Here is a 20,066-nt window from a genome sequence, read left to right as displayed (position 1 = left end):
TTCCGGGTGGCACCCATGCTCTTCATTTACGGCGTGTCATTTACTGCGTGACGAAGACGTAATCCTGGCCCGACGGGACCGAGTAGACGGAGTAGCCGCCCTCAGCCCGGACGAAGCTCGCCCGCGCCGGAGCGATGATCGTCTGCTGGTCGGTCTTGGGGACCCGGACCTCCGCCATGGTGTTCGGCGGAACGGTGACCTTCAGCTTGAACCGGCCGCCCTCCTTGGTCCAGCCGCTCTTGACGACCCCCTGCGGGGTCGAGTAGCTGCTCTCGGCGCTGGTCAGGTCGCCCACGACCGTGGGCTGGATGACCAGCTTGTCGTAGGCGATCGAACCGGGTGCCGAACGGATGCCGGCCAGACCGGCGTGGAACCACTCCTCGATCTGCGCGAGGATCATGTGATTCTTGGAGTCGCCCCGGTTCCAGCGCTCACCTATGGTCGTCATGCCGCCCGGGTTGGCCGGGGTGGAGGCCATGAAGAAGCCGTAGCTCGGCTGGTCGTCCTCCTGGAGCAGGTCCCAGAGCACGTCGTCGCGGTTGCCGTCCATCAGCGCGCGGACCGTCGGGGCCATGCCGATGGTGCCGCCGCTGAAGTGCGGGCCGTCGCCGTTGGGGTGGAAGGCGTAGATGAGCTCGACGAGCGCGTTCAGGACGCCCTCCCGCTTGTCGGCCGGGACCAGTCCGGCGTCGAGCGCGAGCGCCTGGGCGGCCTGGGAGGCACCGGTCGTGCCGGCGTTGCCGTTGGCGGTGTAGCGGCCGAGGGCGTCGTTGAAGAACGCCCGGTTGAACGCGTCCTTGATCTGGGTGGCGAGCTGGCCGTACTCCGCCGCGTCCGCGGTGTGGCCGGTGAGCCGGGCCATCTCCGCCATTTTGGTGATCATGATGTAGTAGCCCCAGGTTCCGGTGATCCGGCCGGAGGTCGGCTCGGCGGAGACCCAGTCCGACAGGGCGGCGTTCACGATGTGCGCGTCCGCGCCGGTGCCGACCTTCTGACGCTGGATGTAGTCGACGAACTTCACCATCTGGTCGTAGTACTGGGCCATGGTGCGGGTGTCGCCGTACAGCTCGTACAACATGGCCGGGACCAGGATGATCGCGTTGCCCCAGTTGATCTCGTCGCCGAACTGGCCGGTGTAGCCCCAGTCGTAGACCGGGGTCTTCAGCGCCACGTTGCCCGCCATGGAGGTGTCGGCGAGGGACTGGCCCTCGACGAGGTGCCGCGCCGTGGTGCGCATGAAGGCGTCGAGCTCGTAGTCGCGGTGGATGGAGCCCATCGGCATCGTGTAGTCGGCCGGGTAGGACAGCTTCTCGCGGCCGGGGCAGTCGGTGAAGACCGACATGATGTTGGCCGCGAAGGAGTAGCGCGCCATCGTGTGGATGCGGTTGACGCGCGCGTTGGAGCTGGTGAACGCGCTGGCGACCGGGATGTCCGCCTGCAGGCGGATGCCCGTGATGAGGTCGGCGGTCGGCGTGTAACCCTCCGGCAGGCCGGTGACCTGAACCCACTGCATGCCGAAGTAGTTGAACTGCGGGTTCCAGGTCTCGCCGCCGGCGTTGCCGTAGGCGGTGTAGGTGTTGAAGAGGTTGGTGCCGCGGCCTCCGCCGCCGCCCATGAGAGAGGCCTGATTGACGGTGCCGTTGGCGTTCAGGGACTCGGCCGGGGACATGCGGACGGTCGTGCCCGCGGGCACCTGGCCCAGGTTCAGCTTGGGCCAGCCGACGATGTTCTGGCCGAAGTCGAAGACCCACGTGCCGGGGGCCGGGTTGGTCGCCGAAATCGGCCGGAAGCGCTCCTGCTCCCTGATCGGCTCGGCGGTCCGGGCCACCAGTTTGGTCGCCAGGTTCGGCGGCGGAGCTATGCCCGCGCTGACCCATCCGGTGAGGGAGCCGTCGCGGCGCTTGGCGGCCGCGGTCAGGTTCGAGCCGGGCTTGTCCCAGCCGACCTGCTCGCGGCGGGCGTCGTAGTCCGCGCCGGAGTACCAGGCGTCGGTGACCAGCGGGCCGAGGGCGGTGCGCCAGGATCGGTCGGTGATGATGGTGTCGGAGGTGCCGTCCTCGTAGGAGATCTCGATGCGGCCGATGAGCCGCGGCGTCACGGCGGCTCCGGCGGAGGCGTCGCTGGCCGCGATGTTGTTGCCCGAGCCGGTGACCCTGGCTCCGGCGGCGTGGGCGGCCGACAGCGGCGGATCGAAGCTGATGCCGGTCCCGGCGGCGCCCGCGGTGCCGATCTGGGTGATCACACGGGATTCGAGCCGGTCGCCGCCCTGGCCGGTGTCGACGTTGATCGTGCCGCCGACGTGGTAGTTGGAGACGCTGTCGAGCTTGATGGTGCTCGCGCCGGCCGCGGCGGCGACGGCCAGCGTCCCGTTGCCCTTGGGCTGGCTCTGCCACCAGGAGTAGGGCGAGGTCCGGCCGACGGCGGGGTTGGTCACGCTGCGGCGCACGTAGGCGGGGCCGTTGCCGATCTCCACGCCGATGGTGTTGGCACCGGCCCGCAGGGCGTGCTTGATGTCGTAGGTGCGGTACTCGCTGGAGAGCTGGTAGTTGGAGTTCCCCGGAGCGAGGACCTCGTCGGTCAGTTCATCGCGGTTGATCGTGGTGTGATGCAGGCCGACGCCCGACAGGTAGAGCCGCGCGTCGGCGATCCTCTTGCCGCCCGGGACCGTGAACTGGCGGGCGAAGATGGGCAGCGGCTGGTTCTCGGTCCGGTCGGGGTAGTCGATCCAGCGCGCCTGGCCCCAATCGCTCTGCTCCAGCAGGCCGACCGTCCATTTCGTGGGGGCCGACCACGCGGACTCCTGCTCGTCGGCGTCCCAGACCCGCACCCTCCAGAGGACCGTCTGCCGGGATCGCAGCGCCCCGCCGAAGATCACCCGCTGGTCGGAGCTCGCGACGCGGCCTGTCGTCCAGATCAGGTCACCGGCCGCCAGTTTCGCCTCGGACTCGGCCGCCTGCACCTCGTAGGCCGTCTGCTTGTCGGCTGGGCAGGCGATCACCGCGCCGGGCTGGTAGCAGGGGTGCGAGCGAGCCTGACCGGTCTCGGCGGCCTGCCAGCTCAGGACAGGCCGTAAGTCGTCCAGACCGAGGGGCGAGTCATCGCGCCCGTTCACGCTGAGGCGTTTGACCTCGACGTTGCCCGGCTGCCCCACGGCGACCGCGTTGGCCTCGGTCGCGGTGAACGGCACGACCATGGCGAGAACCAATCCCATCGCGATTATGGCGCGTCGCGGAGGTTTGTTCACTGGCATCGTCTGCTCCTTTCATTTTTCAGTGCGGGAAACATCGGTTCCGGCCGTTCAACGCCAGCGTGCAGATGTTCCGTTGCTGAGATCGAAAACGTGAAAGCGGGACCGGATGGACCCGGCTTTCGATGGGTCGATCCCCGACCTGGGCGTCATCGGCCGGACGACCAGAGCCGTCCAGACCCGTGCCGATACACCCGCTGTTCCCTTCATAGTGATTAAAACGTTTTAACGCCTTCTTTAATTAACCTATTCGTTTCATTCGGTGCCGTCAAGACCGAATTCTCGAAACAAATTCAGATATATCTGGACATGGCGAAAGCCCATTCGATCCGCAATTGGAGAATCGAATAGGCGATGTCTTCGTCCGCCAGGATTCAGGCCGGGGTCAGCGTTCTGAGACGGGTGGCGGCGTCCGTCCAGACCGCGGGGGATCCAGTGGGTTCGTAGTGGCGCAGCGGCTGGGTCTCGGCGATGAGTGCTCGCGGGGACGAGAGGCTGGACATCAGACCCAGGGCACGGGCGTTCAGGCGGACCGACCGGTTGGGGAACCGGTGCACCTCGGTGAGCTCCAGCCGTTGGTCCCCCACCCGGGCGGTGATGACGCGGCCGCTGGAGGCGCCGAGGTCGATGGCGGCGATCGTGGCGGTCATCGGCTCGTGGACTCCCGGACGATCAGTTCGGGCTGGAACATGATCTGCTGGTGGACGTGGGAGGTGGGATGGTCGCACTCGTCGAGCAGGAGCTCGGCGGCGATCCGGCCCAGCGTGTAGGGAGGCTGGCGGATCGAGGTCAGCGGGATCGCCGAGGCGCGGGCGTACTCGATGTCGTCGTAACCGATGAGCAGGACCCGCCCCGGGACCCGGACGCCCTGCTGGAGCAGCACCCGCAGCACGCCCATCGCGAGCAGGTCGTTGGCGCAGAAGATCCCGTCGGGGAGTTCGGCGAGCAGGTGTCCGGCGGCCTCGTCGCCGGCGCGGGAGGTCATCTCCTCCACGATCAACTCGCGGAGGGCGCCGTGTCCCGCCTCGGCCAGGGCACGGAGCGCGCCGGCCCGCCGGTCGGCGTTCTGCCGGGTGGTGAGGGGGCCGCCGACGAAGACGATGTCGCGGGCCCCGCGCTCCAGCAGGTGCGAGACGGCCACGTGGCCGCCGGTCACGTCGTCGACGGTGACCGAGCACTGGTCGGCGCGGGTGGCGGCGTGGTCGAGCATGACGGTCGGGATGTTGCGCTCGCGCAGCAGGGCCAGGCTGTCGCGCCGGTCGCTCACCGGGGTGACCAGGACTCCGCGGACCTGCTGTTCGGCGAGCATGCGCATGTTGCGCTCCTCGCGATGTTCCTGGCTGGCCGAGCCGCAGAGCATCACGCCGTACTCGCGTTCGCTCATGAGGTCCTCGACGCCGCGCGCCATCTCGGTGAAGAAGGGGTTGCCCAGGTCGAGCATCATCAGGCCGATGGTCCGGCCGTGTCCGAAACGCAGGCTGGCCGCCGACCCGTTCCGGACGAAACCCAGCTCTTTGATCACTTGCTGGACCCGGGCAAGAGTCGCGGCCGCGACCCGCTCCGGCCTGTTCAGCACGTTCGACACGGTCCCGGGAGAGACCCCCGCGTGCTGGGCGACCTGCTTGATGCCGACCGCCCGGTCACGAGGGCCGGGTTGCGATCGTGGCATGGATGACCTCGCAGGGCTGAGTTGAGGTGTAACGCTCGCCACACTTTGGCCGCCAGATTAAAACGTGTCAAGCCCCAAATTCGGTCACAGCCACGGGCTTGACGTTTTCCAGCGCGTTACATCTACGGCCCTCCAGGCGCAGTCCTTAAAACGTTTTTTCGCACATGCGCCGCTCGGCGAGTTCTACGCCCAGCGCACCCTCCTCAAGCGGGAAGTGCTGCCCGAGCACGTCGCCAACGCGGTATTCGCCCTGACCGGCGGCAACCTCAGGTCACTGACCCGTCAATCGGGCTGTGCTCTCCCGGACCGTGAGGGTGGTGGCCAGTTCGAGGCCGACTCTCGGTGTCTCCTCGCCGCGGCCCAGGGCGAGCGCCAACTCGGTTGACGTCGCAGCGCGCATCCCCCGTGAGAGCTACCGAAATCGTCCACTCACTGGTGATTCGCCGAAATGGCCGCGCTCATAGCGTTTCCGGTGGCCGCGACCGGGCGGCCGGCATCGACGGAGGTCACCATGAGCACGGCAGGCAGCCCGCACCACGCGCTCCCGGACGGCCGGATCCGGCGGATCGTCCGGTTCCCTCTGACCTGGATGCTGATCGGACTGCTCGGCGTCGGCGCGGTGTCGGCGGTGACCGCGGACGCGGGACCGGTGCTCGCCATCGTGGGCGCGGGCGCCGCGCTGGCCGTGTACTGGGCGGTGATGCGGTACGCCGCCGGGCGGCAGACACCGGAGATCGCCAGCAGGCGGGCCGGGCGGGAGGCGCTGGCGGGTGCCGGCATCGGGCTGGGATTCGTGCTGGTCTCGGCGTTGCTGATCGCAGCCGCCGGTGGGTACGCCTTCAGCCGGGCACCGGGGAACGTCCTGTCGGTGGTGTTCACGGTGGCCGCGACGGCCGTGGGGGCGGCGGTCACCGAGGAGCTGATCTTCCGTGGCCTGGCGTTGCAGGCGCTGGAGCGGCTGTGCGGGAGCGTGGGCGCCGTCGCGGTCACCGCGCTGGTGTTCGGGGCCGCGCACCTGGCCAACCCCGCGGCCACCGTGGGGAGTTCGCTGGCGATCGCCGTCGAGGCGGGTGTGCTGCTCGGGGCCGCGTTCCTGTGGCGGCGCGCCATCTGGTTCGTCGTGGGACTGCACTCCGCGTGGAACGCCACCGTGGCGCTGCTGGGCATCCCGGTGTCCGGGCACGTGTCGCCGGGGCTGCTGGCCACCGAGGTGAGCGGCCCGGCGTGGCTGACCGGCGGCGGGTTCGGGCTGGAAGCGTCGATCATCCCGGTCGCCGTGAGCGTGCTGCTGGCCGTGCCGATGCTCGTCCTGGCGCATCGGCGCGGCGACTTGATCCCGGTGCGGCGTGGCCGCCGTTAGGCTTGCCGGGTGTTCGCGTACGCGATCCGCGCCATCGGCTCGTGGCCGGGCTGGTGGCGGGCCCAGCACCTGGCGGTGCGGGACGGCCTGCTCGCGGTGGCGGTCACCCTGCTGGCGTACGTGCCGACGATGTCGGCCATGTCGGCCCAGATCGGCGATTTGCCCCGACGCCCGCCGGACGCGCTGGCGGTATTGCTGGCCCTGGCCCAGTCCGTGCCGCTGGTCATCCGCAGCCGCCGTCCCGCGGCCTGCGTTGCAGTCGTCGGCTCCGCCTTCGCGGCGCACCAAGCACTGGCGTATCCGCCGACGTTCGCCAGCATCGGGCTCTACCTGTCCCTGTACGCCGCCGGAGCCCACCAAGCCAGGTTCCGGTACGGCCTGGCCGCCGCCGCGAGCTGTCCGCCGCCGCGGGCCCCAGGGGAGGATTCCGCGTCCACGCCCGCATCCCCGCCAGGAACGAGCCGTGACCGGCCTTCCGATCCGCGTGCTCATCTGCGAAGACCAGGCTCTGGTACGCGCCGGGTATAACACCATCTTCTCCGCCCAGCCCGACATGGCCGTCGTCGGAGAGGCCGCCGACGGCCGCGAAGCGGTGGAGGCCGCCCAGCGGCTCAAGCCCGACGTGATCGTGATGGACATCCGCATGCCCATCATCGACGGCATCGAAGCCACCCGCCGGCTGGCGGGCCCCGGCATCCTCTCCCCCGCCAAAGTAATGGTCGTCACCACCTTCACCATCGACGAGTACGTCTACGAAGCCCTCAAGGCCGGGGCCAGCGGCTTCCTGCTCAAGGACGCGCCCCCCGCGGAACTCGTCAACGGCATACGGACCGTCGCCCGCGGCGACTCACTGCTGGCCCCCGCCGTCACCCGCACCCTCATCGGCCACTTCGCCGGACGCCTGCGCCCCGCCGACACCGCCCGCCCGGCCCGCGAGGAGATCGTCCGCGCGCTGACCCACCGCGAACTGGAGGTACTCCGGCAGATCGCCGCCGGCCTGTCCAACGCGGAGATCGCCGCGACGTTGTTCATCGCCCCCGAGACCGTGAAAACCTACGTCTCACGAATCCTGGCCAAACTCGACCTCCGCGACCGCGTCCAGGCGGTCGTCCTCGCGTACCGCGTAGGACTGGTGTCCGGTACGGGCTGAATCAAGGACCTTTGAGCCGTCGCGCACATGGCCGGCCCGGTTGGATTCCGGGCCGGCCATGTGGTGGGGTGGGTGCGCGTTACGGCGCGGACACTCCGTCGAGGATGCCCACCGCGTCGGTGCCCGGGGTGACGACGAGCTTGCGGGTGAGGGTGTAGGAGCCGCCCGCCGGCACGTCGACGTTGAACCTGCTCATCACCCAGTTGCCCGCGGCGTAGACGTCGAAGGCGCCGGCCGGCGTGCCGTAGACGAGACCGAAGACCTGCGGGTCGGTTCCGGTCATGCCGATGTACGGCTTGGTCGGGACGTACGCCGCCGTCGCACCCGGCGTCACGATGCCGGTGCCCGGGATGACACTGGCCTGGCCGGCCGCGTCGTGGTCCATCGCGTCGCCGGTCCACACGCTGAGTGGAGCCGAGCCGGAGTTGCTCAACTCCGTCGAGACCGTGGCGAAGTCATCGCCTGGCTTCAGCGTGTACGTCGTCGTCGCCGTCAGCCCCGTGAAGCCGTTGACCGGCCCGGATACCCGGACGACGGCCTTGTCGCCGGTCGCCTGGACGATCTGGACGCTGGTCGCCGCCACCGACCGGATGTCCCACGCGCTACCGCCGGTCGGCTGGGTCGCCGAGACGTAGGGCAGGTTGATCCAGTCGAACTGGTCGGCCATGCCGCGGACGGCGATGTCGACCGGCTTGCCGCGGGTGCCGCCGGAGAGCTGCGAATCGTTGTAGGCGTCGGCGATCGCCATCGAGAGCTTGTCGTTCTCGAGCATGACGTCGCCGGAGCCCGCCTCGACCAGACCCGAGCCGATCTGCTTACCGTAGCTCGCCTCGACCGTGACCGGGTTCAGCGCGACGTCGGCGACGCCGCTGCCCGTCGCCGGCACGGTGACCGTGCCGGTGGCCGTCTGGTAGCCCAGCTTGGACACGCGGAGGTCGTACTGACCGGCCGGGGCCTTGGCGAGGTACTTGCCCTGGGCGTCGGTGCTCGTGGTCGCGACCACCGTGCCGGCCTGCTCGAGGGCGACCCGCGCGCCGGGGACGGCGGCGCCGCCCGCGGTGATCGTGCCGGTCGCGCGGGCGGCGTCCGGGACGGCCGCGTCGTGCAGGTCGATCTCGTCAGCCCACTTCGCGATGGTGCGGGTGGGGTCGCCACCGGCGGTCGCGTAGTCGGTCAGGTGGTAGAAGCTGAACTGCTTGGTGGCACCGGGCACCATCGAGGCGTCGTAGTAGAGACCCTCGACGTAGCCGTACGCACCGACTGCGGCCGGCGTGTCCAGTGCCCACGCGAGACCGTGGGCGGCCTGGCCGTTCGTGGTGGCCGCGTCAGCACCGACGTAGACGTAGTTCCCGGTCCAGCCCGAGGTCTTCAGACCCGGGTTGACGCCGCTGAACCCGGGGATCCGGCCGTTGTCGGCCGAGCTGTCGGGGTCGATCATGTAGTTGAAGTAGCCCTGGTAGCCCGTCGTGCCGGTGTTGGTCAGCTTGACCGTCATCTTCACGATCGGAGCGTCGGGCAGGGTCTCGTAGCGGACCTGCGCCTTGATGGCCGGGTTCGCCCGGTACTGACCGTTGCCGACCACGGCGGCGCCGTCGACCACGAGGTCGGGCAGGTCGAGCTGGTCGTTCGGCCGGTCCCACGAGTCGGGCGGCGTGAGGCTCGGACGCAGCAGCATCTCGCCCCAGTCGAGGGTCTCGGCGCCGTTGGCGTCGTTGAGCATGAGGTCCGACAGCGCGCCCTGGCCCAGACCGCCGACGCCGTTGTTGCCGCCGACACCGTTGTTGCCGGCGGCGTACGGCGTCACGGACGCCCGGACCTTGTCGTTGGCCAGGTAGTAGTACTCCCTGCCCGTGACGACGTCCGTGCGCGTGCTGCCGTTGCCGTAGTCCGGCGCGTACACCGACTTGCCGGCGACCGGGTGGGTCACCTTGATCAGCTTCAGGTCGGCCGTCGTGTTGCCGGTGGTGCCGACCGTGACGCCGGCCGCCGAGCGGTCGTCGGCGATCAGGCCGCGCTTGGCCGCCGTGACGGTCCAGGTCGACGCCGGCAGGCCGATCCGGTAGTGGCCCTGGGCGTCGGTGCTGGTCACCGTGGTGTCCTGACCGGCGGCGACGGCGGTGACCTTCGCGCCGGCGATCGGATCGCCCGTCTCCGCGTCCTTGACCGTGCCGGTGACGGTCGCCCAGCGCGGCGCGGACTCGCCGCCCGGCACGTAGGCGTAGAGGTTTCCGTCCCAGGCGCCCGCCACGACGGTGTTGCCGCTGACGGCCGGGCCGGCGCCCACCCAGGTGCCGATCTCGTGGCTCCACAGGATCTGGCCGGTGTCGGTGGCCAGGGCGTAGAACCTGCCGTTGTTGGCGCCGACGAAGAGCGTGTCGCCGGCCACGACCGGGCTGGACATGACGCCACCGTGGTAGATGTCGCCGGGCAGCGCCCGCTCCCAGAAGACGTTGCCGGTCTTGGCGTCGAGGGCGACGACGGCGCCGCTCGGGAAGCCCATGTAGACGACGCCGTCCTTGACGGCCGCGGCGCTCGGGGTCGAGCCACTCGAGACGAGCGAGGAACGCGAGCTCTGGTAGGTCCACAGCGTCGCGCCGGTCTTGGCGTCACGCGCGACCATGCCGTTGTTGGCGCCGATGAAGATCTTGCCCTCGGCCGCGGTCGGCACGCCGTCCTGCCAGCTGCCGAGCGACTCGGCTCCGGTCCACTTGCGGGCGCCGGTGGCCAGGTCGTAGGCGAGCACGCGGTCGGCGGTCTCGTTGCCGACGTACACGGTGCCGTCCATGACGGCGGGCGTGCCGTCGCTCATGGTCGCACCGGACATCGGGGAGGCCCAGATCTGCGCGCCGGTGCGGGTGTCGAGCGCCTTGAGGACGCCCTGGCTGCCGATGCCGAAGCGGGTCTGGTAGGGCCAGAGCACGGTGTGGCCGGAGACGGCCGGCGAGTAGTAGCCGTAGGTGCGCTGGTTGTTCGGGGCCGGCGCCTGCTCGGGCACGGCCTTCCAGCGCAGCTTGCCGCTCTCCGCGTCGACGGCGTAGAGCTCCGAGCCGAGGGTCGGCGCGAAGATCAGGCCGTCGCCGTAGGCGAGGCTGCCGTGGATCGACTGCGGCACCTCGACGTTCCACAACTCCCTGCCGTTCTTGAGCCGGACGGCGTGGATCCGGCTGTTGCCGTCGCCGTTCTCGTCGCGGGTGCCCGCGTAGACGACGCCGTCGTGGATGACCGGCGACCCGGTGAGGAAGGTGCCTTCGGTGCGGAAGCTCCAGGCGAGGCGGCGGCCCGCCTCCTGCGCCGGCGCGACACCGGAGTGGGACGGGTCGCCGTGGTGCTGGTCCCAGTCACCACCGGCGACCGGCTTGAGCTCTGGCTCGCCGGTGAGCGTGAAGTCCGCCGACTTGGTCCAGGTCTTGCCCGTCGCGTCGACCACCTGCACGTCGATGCGGTGCTCACCGGGCGTCTGCTGGCTGTTGGGCAGGTTGCCCCGCCAGGTGAACTCACCGCTGCGGTACAGCGGCCTCCAGTTCTTGTCGCCGGCGATCTGGAAGCGCGCCGAGACGACCTCGTCGCCGGTGTCGTAGGCGTTGATCTGGACGTCCGGCATCCCCGCGGCCGGCACCTTCGAGCCCGGCGCGGGGTTGACGATGGTGAGGTGCTCGTTCTCGCCGTACATCCGGAACGGGTTGTCGAAGCCCGGGCCCGCCATGTGGATGTAGCGGAAGCCGCGGGGCGCGTTGTCGATCGTGTACGAGCTCGACACGGTCTGGATGTGCTTGGCGGTCGAGGCGAACGCCGAGTTGTTCTCGACGTGGTTGGAGTGCTCGTGGCCGACCAGGATCAGCTGCGCCTTGTACTGCTCGAGCACGTCACCGAAGGCGTCGTACGTCGACGGCGAGCCGAACGGGACGTTCATCGGCTGGTGGGTGAGGACGACGACCTCGATGTCGTTACTCGGGTCGTCGTCGAGCGGGACGCTCGCGGCGAGGTCGTCCTTGAGCCAGTTCAGCTCCTCGTCGAACGGCGCGGAGCCGTTGTTCTCGAGCACCACGAAGTGCCGGTTGCCGTAGTTGAACGAGTACCACTCCGGACCGACGTTCTTGCGATAGTTGTCGATCCTGTCCGCGTACGCCGACCCGCTCGCGTACTCGTGGTTGCCGACGGCCGGCCACACGCCGACGGCCGACTGCTGGGTGCCGCGCCGATAGGTGTCGAACTGCCCCTGGCTGGCGTCGTTGGTGAGGTCGCCGCTGACCGCGATGAAGCGCAGGTCGGTGCCGGTGGAGTTGATCTCGCGGATCTGGTCGGGCAGCTGTGCGTTGACGTGCGGGTCGGCGATGTTGGCCCAGGAGAAGGTGTCGCCGTCGGAGAGTTGGTCACGGACGAGCGCGAAGTCCGCGGTCGGCGTGGCGTCGTCGGCGAGCTGGCCGAGGTTGGCCCAGAACCTCGGCTCCTTGTACTGGTCCAGGCCGAACCGGTAGCCCCGCGGCTGGCCGGCCCACACGATGTCCGTCGTGCGACGGTCGGTGGAGATCGTCAGCGAGTAGGAGCCGTCGGCGGCGGTCGTGGTGGCGACCGCGCCGTCGGAGACGCGCACGCCGGCCAGGCCGACCTCGCCGGGGTTGCGCTGGCCGTCGCCGTTGGCGTCGACGTACACGACGCCGCTGACGGTGGCCTCTGGCGGGTCGATGGCGTGCGCCGCGTACGACGTGAGCGGGCCCGCCACGACACTGGCGGCGAGCCCCAGCGTGACGGTGTACAGGACGACGCGCAGGCGCGCGCGCGTCCAAGTTAACGCGGACATCAGGATCCTTCGGGGTGGGGGGGAGGTAGGTGTCAGGTCAGGAGCGGGGAGCGTTCGACGAACCAGACCAGACCGGCACCGGCGACGGCGACGGCCGCCGCGACGGTGCCGAGCGTGAGGGCGCGGGCGGCGACCGGCGTGGTCGCGACCCTGCGCAGGAACAGCAGCGTCGGGAAGGCGAGCACGATGATCGCCAACTGGGCGAGTTCGATGCCGACGTTGAAGGAGACCAGGTTGGCCAGCGTCGATGCCGACAGCGGCCCGTCGACGCTGAGCGCGTCCGCGAAGCCGAGCCCGTGCAGCAGCCCGAAGCCGAAGACCACGGGCAGCCGGTGGCTCGTCCTCGGCGAGAGCAGGTTGTCGAGCGCGACGAACGCGATCGACAGCGCGATGAGCGGCTCGACGATCCACCCGGGCACGCTGACCCAGCCGATCGCGGCCAGCACCAGGGTCACCGAGTGTGCGACCGTGAAGGCCGTGGCGACCTCGACCACGTCGCGTAGCCGCTTCGCGCCCAGCAGCAGCGCCAGCAGGAACAACACGTGGTCGAGCCCGAAGAGCAGGTGCTCCGCCCCGAGCCGGACGAACCGCGGGATCTCGCTGAGCAGGTCGGTGCGCCCCACCGTGACGCTGGTGCGGTCGGTGTCGAGCAACGTCGAACCGCGGAGGCCGTCGACGTCGTAGGCCACCATCGTGCGGACGTCGTCGACGACGCCGTCGGAGGCGCGGAAGATGTCGCTGCGGACGGTGAGCGCGCCGGACGCCGGGCAGTCGTAGGCGAGCGCGACCCGCACCGCGCCGGAGTCGGCGAGTTCGACGCGGGCACCGTCCGCAGCGGTGCACCCGATCGAGCTGCGGCTCAGGCGCAGCCGCCCGCCGACGTACCCGGCCACGTCGCTCGCATGCGCGTCCAGCGAACCGCGCCGCACCTCGGTCGGCACCTCGACGGCGGCGCCGTCCGCGCCGACCGCGTCCGGGCTCAGGACACCGTCGAGACCCAGCAGCCGGGCCAGGACGTCGTACTCCACGTCGACGACGGCCGCGACGCCGTCGCCCTGGCCACGCAGGTCGACCGCGACCGAGGTCGCGCGGACGTGGGCCTGCGCCGGAGCCGCGGCGAGGAGCATGACAACAAGGGCGGCGAGAAACGCCAGTAGACGCACGGGGAAGCACTTCCGTCATTGGGGGCGGTCGTTTCCCAACCCTGCAGTGATCGCTCCACACCCGGCAACACGAGACGACCCAATTCACCGACCCTTCCGCTGGCGGTTACCCGCTGGCCGAAAGATGGGTTTCTGGGCACCGAAATCCGGGTCCAGGCCGTCGCACGCCGTAGCACCGGCGGGGACGGGTGCCCGATTCGGAGGTGATCATGTCCAGCCCACACAAGAACGGGGTGAATCCCCTACTAACACTCGCGGGTGGTTATGACGGCTGGCGGCCAGGTGGCCGCCAGCCCGCGAGAAAGCCGGATGCGACGGGGCGTGTGTCGTCTATGAAGACGAGTTGGTCCGCGACGGCCTCAACCCCCGATCGCAGGCACGCTCTCGAGAACGGCCTCCGCTTCGGCAACCGGTCTCATTGTCACGAGAAGATCCACCAAGTGGCCCGCGATCGCGGAAATGGTGGGTTGCTGCCACAGCAAGGTCGCGGGGAGGCGGCAGCCGAAGCGCTTCTCCAGGCGCCGCCTGACCATGACGGTCATCACCGAATCCAGCCCCTGTTCCACGAGGGGACGCCGGACCGCCAGGTCCGCCGGGGCGAGCCGCATCACGGCCGCGATCTCCGCGCGGACCTCGATCAGGACGAACTCGCGCAGTTCCTCCGGCGGCAGACCGGCGAACGACTCCGCGGGCTCCCGGAGTTCCTCCTCGGTCGCCGCGGGCGCGTCGATCACCGGATAGCGGAGTCCGGACAGGTGCCCCACCACGCGGCCGTCGGCGTCGGCCAGGAGCGCCCGTACCATGTCGTCGCCTGCCGGGTCGACGGCCGCCTCGATGATCACCGTCTCCGGCGGCGGGCCGGTCAGCGCCACCTCGTCGATGTGCACGACCATGCGCAGCACCGGATCGCCCGGGAACACGCAGGGGGCCACGGACATCACCGCGTCCAGCGCCGGTGCCCAGGTCGGCGGTGTCTCGACAGGCTGCCAGGTGCGGACCGTGGCGCGCAGCACTCCGTCTCCGCTCAACAGCGTCTCGATCGTCCAGTCGAAGCCCGTCGTGGGGACGCCGACGGCGGCCAGCCGCCGGTGCACGAATCCGGTGTCGATCGGGGTAAGACCGGTCGCGTCCGGCAGCACGGCGGGCATCACCTGGCCCGGAGCGCCGGGAGCCGGCACGGACGCGGTGACGTGAATCAGCCAGGCGGGTTCCGGCTCGCCGAGGCCGGCCGGCGTACGCGCCGCGAGCCGTATCCCGGGAGGCTCGTGGACGACCTGGATCTGCCTGCGTTCCGCGGTCATCAGCGGATGCATCATCTCCACCTCCGTGAGGGTGCCGTCCTTGTCCGCGACCGCGTGCAGGAACGTGTTGACCAGCACGGCGGCGGGCACGATCTCGACCCCGCCGACGGCGTGACTGCCCGGGTAGGGCCGGTTGGCGTCCTCCAGGCTGGTCCGCCACACCCGCGTCCGGCTGCCCGCCAGACTCGTCCCGGCTCCGAGCAGGGTGTGGGAGTGCACGTCGTGCCCTCGGTTCTCGTCCTCGCCGTTGGCGGTGTCACGCCAGTGGCGGCGGTGCTGCCAGGCGTACGGAGGCAGGGCGGCCAGGCCGCCGTCCGGCTGCAGACGGTTCCAGTCCACACCGACGCCGTGGCAGTGCGCCGTGCCCACCGCGGCGAGGAAGGTCGATCGCTCCGGCTGATTCCGGCGCAGTGACGTGCCCACGAACACGTCCTCGAACCCGGTCTCCCCAAGCGTCTCGGTGATGGAGTGCGCGACCACGGGGTGCGGGGAGATCTCCAGGAACGCGCGGTAGCCGTCCTGCGCGGCGGCCGTCGTCGCCGCGGCCAGCCGTACCGGGTCCCGGAGGTTCGCCGCCCAGTACTGGGAGTCGAGGACAGGCGTCGACCGGGGGTCCGTCAGCACGGTCGTGTACATGGGAATGCGGGGCGCGCCGAACGAGAGATCGGCGGTGGCCGCCGCCAGCTCGACGGCCAGCGGCTCCATGTGCGGGCTGTGGAAGGCGACGTCCGACGCCACCCGGCGGACCACGATGCCCTCGGCTGGCCACTCGTTCAGCACCGCCTCGACCGCGGCGACGTCGCCGGACAGCACGGTGGAGGCGGGCGCCGACGAGATCGCGGCCACCAGGTCGGTACGGCCGGCCAGCCGCTCGGCCGCCTCCTCGAACGGCAGGCCGACCATCACCATGGCCCCCTTGCCCTCCGCCTGGCGCAGCAGCCGGGACCGGCGGCAGATCAGGCGCGCGCCGTCGGAGACGCTCATCGCCCCGGCCGTCACCGCCGCCGCGATCTCGCCGACGGAGTGACCGATGACGGCCTCCGGGACCACTCCGTACGCGCTCCAGAGCCTGGCGAGCCCGAGCTGCATCACGAAGATCATGGTTTGGACGCGGTCGATCCCGTCCAGCTCGCCCTCGGCCAGGACCTGCCGGGGAGAGAAGCCGATCTCCGCGGCGAAGATCGGCTCCACCTCGTCGACCAGGGACGCGAACTCCGGCTCCGTGGCGAGCAGGTCCCGCCCCATCCCGCGCCACTGGCAGCCCTGCCCGGAGAACACCCAGACCGGCCCGGGGCCCGGCACCGGCAGCACGTCCCCGGTGAGGACGGCCTCGGCCGGCAGGTCCTGCGCGAGCCTGCGCAGGTTGGCCGTCAACTCGTCCCGGTCCGCCGCGATCACGACGGCTCGACGGCCCAGATGCGAGCGCCGGAGCGCCAGCGTGTGCCCCACCGAAGCCAGGTCGAGCCCCTCGAGCCGGTCGGCCAGCGTGCCCGCGTACTGCCGCAGCGCCGTTTCCGACGCGGCCGACAGCGGGAACAGGCGCTGCCCCGTCCCCTCGCCCCGGGGCGCCTCCGGAGCCGGCGGCGCCTGTTCGAGCAGGATGTGCGCGACGGTGCCGCCGTACCCGAAGCTGGAGACGCCCGCCCGGCTGGGGTGGCCGCGATCCGGCCAGGCCGATCGTTCGGTCACCACGCGAAGCCCGGAGGTCTCCCACGAGATGGCCGGGTTCGGGGTGGTCAGCACGCTCGGGGGGATCTCACCGCGGCCGAGGGCGAGCACCGCCTTGATGACACCGGCGATGCCGGCGGCGCCTTCGAGGTGGCCGATATTGGACTTGACCGAGCCGATGAGGCACGGGTCGCCGGGGGGCCGTCCCGTGCCGTACACGGAGGACAGCGCGCCCGCCTCGAGCGGGTCGCCCAGCCGGGTCCCGGTCCCGTGCGCCTCGATGTAGTCGACCGTGGCCGGTGCGATGCCCGCCTGCCGGCAGGCCCGGATCATCACGTGTTCCTGGGCCGCCCCGCACGGCGCCATGATCCCGTTGGTGTGCCCGTCCTGGTTCACGGCGCTGCCGATGACGAGCGCGAGGATCCGATCCCCGTCGCGGCGCGCGTCGGACAGCCGTTTGAGCACGATCACGCCGCACCCCTCACCGCGCCCGTAGCCGTCGGCCGTGGCGTCGAACGACTTGGACCGCCCGTCGGGGGCCAGGGCTCCGGCGGCGCCGAGCGTGAGGGTCTCCCCCGGGGTCACCAGCAGGTTGACCCCGCCGGCGAGGGCGACCTCGCTCTCGCCGAGCCGCAGGCTCTGCGCGGCCAGGTGGAGCGCGACCAGCGACGCCGAGCACGCGGTGTCCACCGCCATGCTGGGCCCGCGCAGGTCCAGGGAATAGGAGATGCGATTGGCGACGGCGCAGGTCGCGGCGCCGATCCCGGTCCACGCCTCGATCTGGGGCAGGTCCTCGAGCAGGCGGCGTCCGTAGTCGTCGGTGCAGACCCCGATGAACACCCCGGTGTCGGTGCCGGCCAGCTCGCGCGGCGGCAGGCCGGCGTGCTCCAGGGCCTCCCACGCGGTCTCCATCAGGATCCGCTGCTGCGGATCCATCAGCTCGGCCTCCCGGGGCGACAGGCCGAAGAACTCCGCGTCGAAGCCCTCGATGTCGCTCAGGAAGCTGCCGTTGCGTACGGCATGGCGCAGCGCGGCGGCGTATTCGGGACTCCGGTTCTCGTACGAGCGCCAGCGTTCGGCGGGCAGCGGCCGGGTCGTGTTCCGGCCGGCGCACAGCAGGTCCCAGAAACCCTCCGGTGAGTCGGCATCGCCGGGAAAGCGGCATCCGATCCCGACCACCGCCACCGGTTCCACCCGGACTCCGCTCGAACTGTCGACCATCGCGTTCGTTTCCTTTCGGTGACGACGTGTCAGGACCATGCAGGCGTATCGAGAATCTTGATCACGGCGCTGGAGACGGTGACTCCCGGGCCGGTGCCGAGCATCAGCAGGTGGTCGCCGGGGCCCAGTTGCCCGGTCACCAGCAGCCGGTCGAGGGCGAGGACCTGGTCACTGGCCCCGCAGTGGCCGATGGTGCGGCCGTAGTCCCAGGTCGATCGGGACATCGGCAGGTCGAGCGCGGCCATGCAACGCTGTTCGACGATCTCCTCGGAGTAGTTCATGAAGGCCACCCGGGCGAGATCGCTGGCCTCGATGCCGCTCTCGGCCAGCGCGCGCTCGACGACCTCCAGCAGCGCCCGCTGGATCTTGAACAGGGCCGCCGTGCCCTCGCCCCGGGGCATGACCTGCTGCCGGAACTGCTCGTTCCTGGCCCCGAAGCTCATCCGGCGGCCGACGGTGACGCCGGGCGGGAACAGGGGTTCGGTGCCCCGGTGCAGTTCTTCGGCCTCGGTCACGGTCACCGTACAGACCGACATCAGGCGCGCGAATCCCGCCTCCTTCGTGAGCACGAGCGCGCTGGCGGCGTCCCCGCCGATGTAGCCGGGACCCATCCGCCACCGGTCCATCAACGGGGTGCCGTAATTGTCGGCGGCGACCAGCAAGGCGGCCTGCCGGCCGGGAGCGGCGTCCAGGTAGCTCGCCGCGAGTTCCAAGGCGATGAACATCCCGTTGCAGCCCTGCCGGATCTCGGTGGCCAGGACGTCCCCGCCGACCAGATGGCGCTGCAGGTAGGAATGCGGCGGCCAGCCGTCCGGACCTTGGTGCCACGTCGAGGCGTAAAGAAGGAGATCCAGGTCGGCCGATGCCCGCCCGCTGCGCTTGAGCGCGCTCTGCGCCGCGTGCAGCGCCATCTCCGGAGCCGGTAGGTCACCGGCCACCGCCGCCCCGGCCAGGTTGTGCAGCTCGACCTCTTCGGCCGGATACCAGCCTTTGGCGACGGCCTTCTCGACGCTGATCGTCCGGGGGAGGAAGGCTCCCACTCCGCTGATGTACGTGTCCGCCCACTGCATGACTCTGCCCTCGCTCGATCGGACGGCTAAACGGATGGAGCCGGTTCGAGTTCGTTGATCACCGCGACGATGGTCGCCACGTCCGCGAAGTTCTCGGCATCGAGTTTCGCGGCGGGGATCGGGACGCCGATCTCCCGCCGGATGAAGTTCAGCAGGCGCGCCGTTCGCAAGGAGTCCAGAAGCCCCGACAGCAGGAGCGGGGTCGTCTCGTCGACCTCCATGTCGACATCGTCCGGGACCAGGTTCTCCTGGATGAAGGCGACCAGCCTGCGGGCGATCTCTTCGGTCGTCATGCCGCATGCCCTCTCGTGCCGGCGGGCCGCGTCGCGGGAGAGGTCGCGAGGACCCTGAACGCGGCCGCGGCGACCGACGTGCCGGAACCGAACCCCACCATAAGCAGGTGATCGCCGGGTACCAGCCCACCGGTCGCGACCAGATGCTCGAAGGCGATGAACTGATCGACCGCGCCGCAATGGCCGACGCGCCGGCCGTAGTCCCAGGTCGTCTGCTCGAGTTCGATGCCCAGCCAGGACATCTGCCCGTCCAGGTCTTCGCGGCGGCCGTGCGGGAACGCCACCCGAGTGATGTCGGCCAGTCCGATCCCGGCCTCCTCCAGGGTCTGTTCCACCTGTTGCATCATTGTCTTCTGGATCTTCAGGTGTATTCCGGTCCCCTGCTTCTCGAGCAACCGCTGGCGGAATTCCTCGTGCCGGTCCCCGAAGCTCAGCCCCCTCCCGACGGTGGCGTCCGGGGGGAACAAGGGGTAGGCGCCGTCGTTGACCGCGTCGGCCTCCGGGATCGTCGTCGCGTTCACCGAGAGGAGCTCGGCCATGCCGTACTCCTTACCGAGGATGAGCGCGCACGCGGCATCGCCTATCACCGCCCCGGGCGTCATCCGCCAGCGGTCCACCAGCGGGGTGCCGTGGTTGTCGGCGGAGACCACCATCGCCGTCTCCCGGTCCGGGTCGGCTTGCAGATAACTCGCCGCCAGCTGGAGTGAGCTGATCATTCCGACGCAGCCGCTCCGGATCTCGTACGCCGGCACTCCCCCGCCGAGGAGATGCATCTGCAGGTAGTGCTGGGGCTGCCAGCCGTTCGGACCCTGATGCCAGACCGACGGATAGAGCAGCAGATCGAGATCTCGCGGGGCGGATTCGCCCCAGCGGTCGTAGGCGTCCAGGACCGCGAGCCGGGCCATCTCGGGTGCGGGCATGTCGCCGGCGACCGCCGCGCCGATCTGCTGGAACCGCTCAACCTCCTCGGCCGGATACCGGCCGTCCCGAGCCGCCTGCTCGATGCTCACGGCGTCCGGCACGAAGACGCCGAGGCTCCTGACGAACATGTTGGATGTACGCACACGTCCCCTAACTCGTCGACGATCGCCACACCTGTCGGCATGGCGAGGAAGGGGCACCGCCG

The 20,066-nt window shown here is 70.2% G+C and carries 12 protein-coding genes and 1 pseudogene; 4 read left to right on the top strand and 9 right to left on the bottom strand.

Annotation, left to right across the window (positions count from 1 at the left end; translation table 11 throughout):
• Positions 1-40 precede the first annotated feature (40 nt).
• The 3 genes from ABGB08_RS37650 to ABGB08_RS37640 all read right to left on the bottom strand — a co-directional run bounded on the left by ABGB08_RS37650 (position 41) and on the right by ABGB08_RS37640 (position 4,916).
• Positions 41-3,211 carry a family 78 glycoside hydrolase catalytic domain gene (locus tag ABGB08_RS37650; protein WP_347600763.1) on the bottom strand — a complete coding sequence of 1,057 codons (3,171 nt, stop codon included), beginning with the start codon at positions 3,209-3,211 and terminating at the stop codon, positions 41-43.
• Positions 3,212-3,621: 410 nt separating this feature from the next.
• Complete coding sequence (locus ABGB08_RS37645; protein WP_347600761.1) at positions 3,622-3,897, bottom strand: hypothetical protein; 276 nt, start codon at positions 3,895-3,897, stop codon at positions 3,622-3,624.
• Entirely contained in the window at positions 3,894-4,916 is a 1,023-nt protein-coding gene (locus ABGB08_RS37640) for a LacI family DNA-binding transcriptional regulator (protein WP_347600759.1), read from the bottom strand. Before ABGB08_RS37640 ends, ABGB08_RS37645 begins: the two co-directional genes overlap by 4 nt.
• Positions 4,917-5,088: 172 nt before the next feature.
• Between ABGB08_RS37640 and ABGB08_RS37635 the strand changes: the two are divergent.
• The 4 genes and pseudogenes from ABGB08_RS37635 to ABGB08_RS37620 form a co-directional block, all read left to right on the top strand.
• A pseudogene (locus ABGB08_RS37635) lies at positions 5,089-5,301 on the top strand (hypothetical protein); the annotation flags it as partial.
• 126 nt (positions 5,302-5,427) lie between these two features.
• Positions 5,428-6,276: a type II CAAX endopeptidase family protein gene (locus ABGB08_RS37630; RefSeq protein WP_347600757.1), complete on the top strand. Its 849-nt coding sequence runs from the start codon at positions 5,428-5,430 to the stop codon at positions 6,274-6,276.
• A 9-nt stretch (positions 6,277-6,285) separates the two neighbouring features.
• Positions 6,286-6,804, top strand: coding sequence for a hypothetical protein (locus ABGB08_RS37625; RefSeq protein WP_347600755.1), 519 nt, complete (start codon positions 6,286-6,288; stop codon positions 6,802-6,804).
• Positions 6,740-7,426 (top strand): response regulator transcription factor, encoded by a 687-nt coding sequence (locus ABGB08_RS37620; protein WP_347600753.1) that lies wholly within the window; start codon positions 6,740-6,742, stop codon positions 7,424-7,426. Before ABGB08_RS37625 ends, ABGB08_RS37620 begins: the two co-directional genes overlap by 65 nt.
• A 79-nt stretch (positions 7,427-7,505) precedes the next feature.
• Here the strand turns inward: ABGB08_RS37620 and ABGB08_RS37615 are convergent, their stop codons facing one another.
• The 6 genes from ABGB08_RS37615 to ABGB08_RS37590 form a co-directional block, all read right to left on the bottom strand.
• Positions 7,506-12,224, bottom strand: coding sequence for a PQQ-binding-like beta-propeller repeat protein (locus ABGB08_RS37615; protein WP_347600751.1), 4,719 nt, complete (start codon positions 12,222-12,224; stop codon positions 7,506-7,508).
• Positions 12,225-12,256: 32 nt separating this feature from the next.
• A complete protein-coding gene (locus ABGB08_RS37610; protein WP_347600749.1) occupies positions 12,257-13,387 on the bottom strand; it encodes a HupE/UreJ family protein in 1,131 nt (376 codons plus the stop codon).
• 359 nt (positions 13,388-13,746) lie between these two features.
• Entirely contained in the window at positions 13,747-17,577 is a 3,831-nt protein-coding gene (locus ABGB08_RS37605) for a beta-ketoacyl synthase N-terminal-like domain-containing protein (protein ID WP_347600747.1), read from the bottom strand.
• Positions 17,578-17,606: 29 nt separating this feature from the next.
• The gene (locus ABGB08_RS37600) at positions 17,607-18,647 is read right to left on the bottom strand and encodes a ketoacyl-ACP synthase III family protein (protein ID WP_347600745.1); all 1,041 of its coding nucleotides are present in this window, start codon (positions 18,645-18,647) and stop codon (positions 17,607-17,609) included.
• A gap of 26 nt (positions 18,648-18,673) precedes the next feature.
• Complete coding sequence (locus ABGB08_RS37595) at positions 18,674-18,940, bottom strand: phosphopantetheine-binding protein (RefSeq protein WP_347600743.1); 267 nt, start codon at positions 18,938-18,940, stop codon at positions 18,674-18,676.
• Positions 18,937-19,989 (bottom strand): ketoacyl-ACP synthase III family protein, encoded by a 1,053-nt coding sequence (locus ABGB08_RS37590; RefSeq protein WP_347600741.1) that lies wholly within the window; start codon positions 19,987-19,989, stop codon positions 18,937-18,939. Before ABGB08_RS37590 ends, ABGB08_RS37595 begins: the two co-directional genes overlap by 4 nt.
• Between the last annotated feature and the right edge of the window lie 77 nt (positions 19,990-20,066).

This window comes from Acrocarpospora sp. B8E8 (genome assembly GCF_039871605.1).
In the GTDB taxonomy this organism is placed as follows: Bacteria; Actinomycetota; Actinomycetes; order Streptosporangiales; family Streptosporangiaceae; genus Acrocarpospora; species Acrocarpospora macrocephala.
Note: the sequence above shows the minus strand (reverse complement) of the source record. Positions and strands in the feature narration are given on the sequence as shown.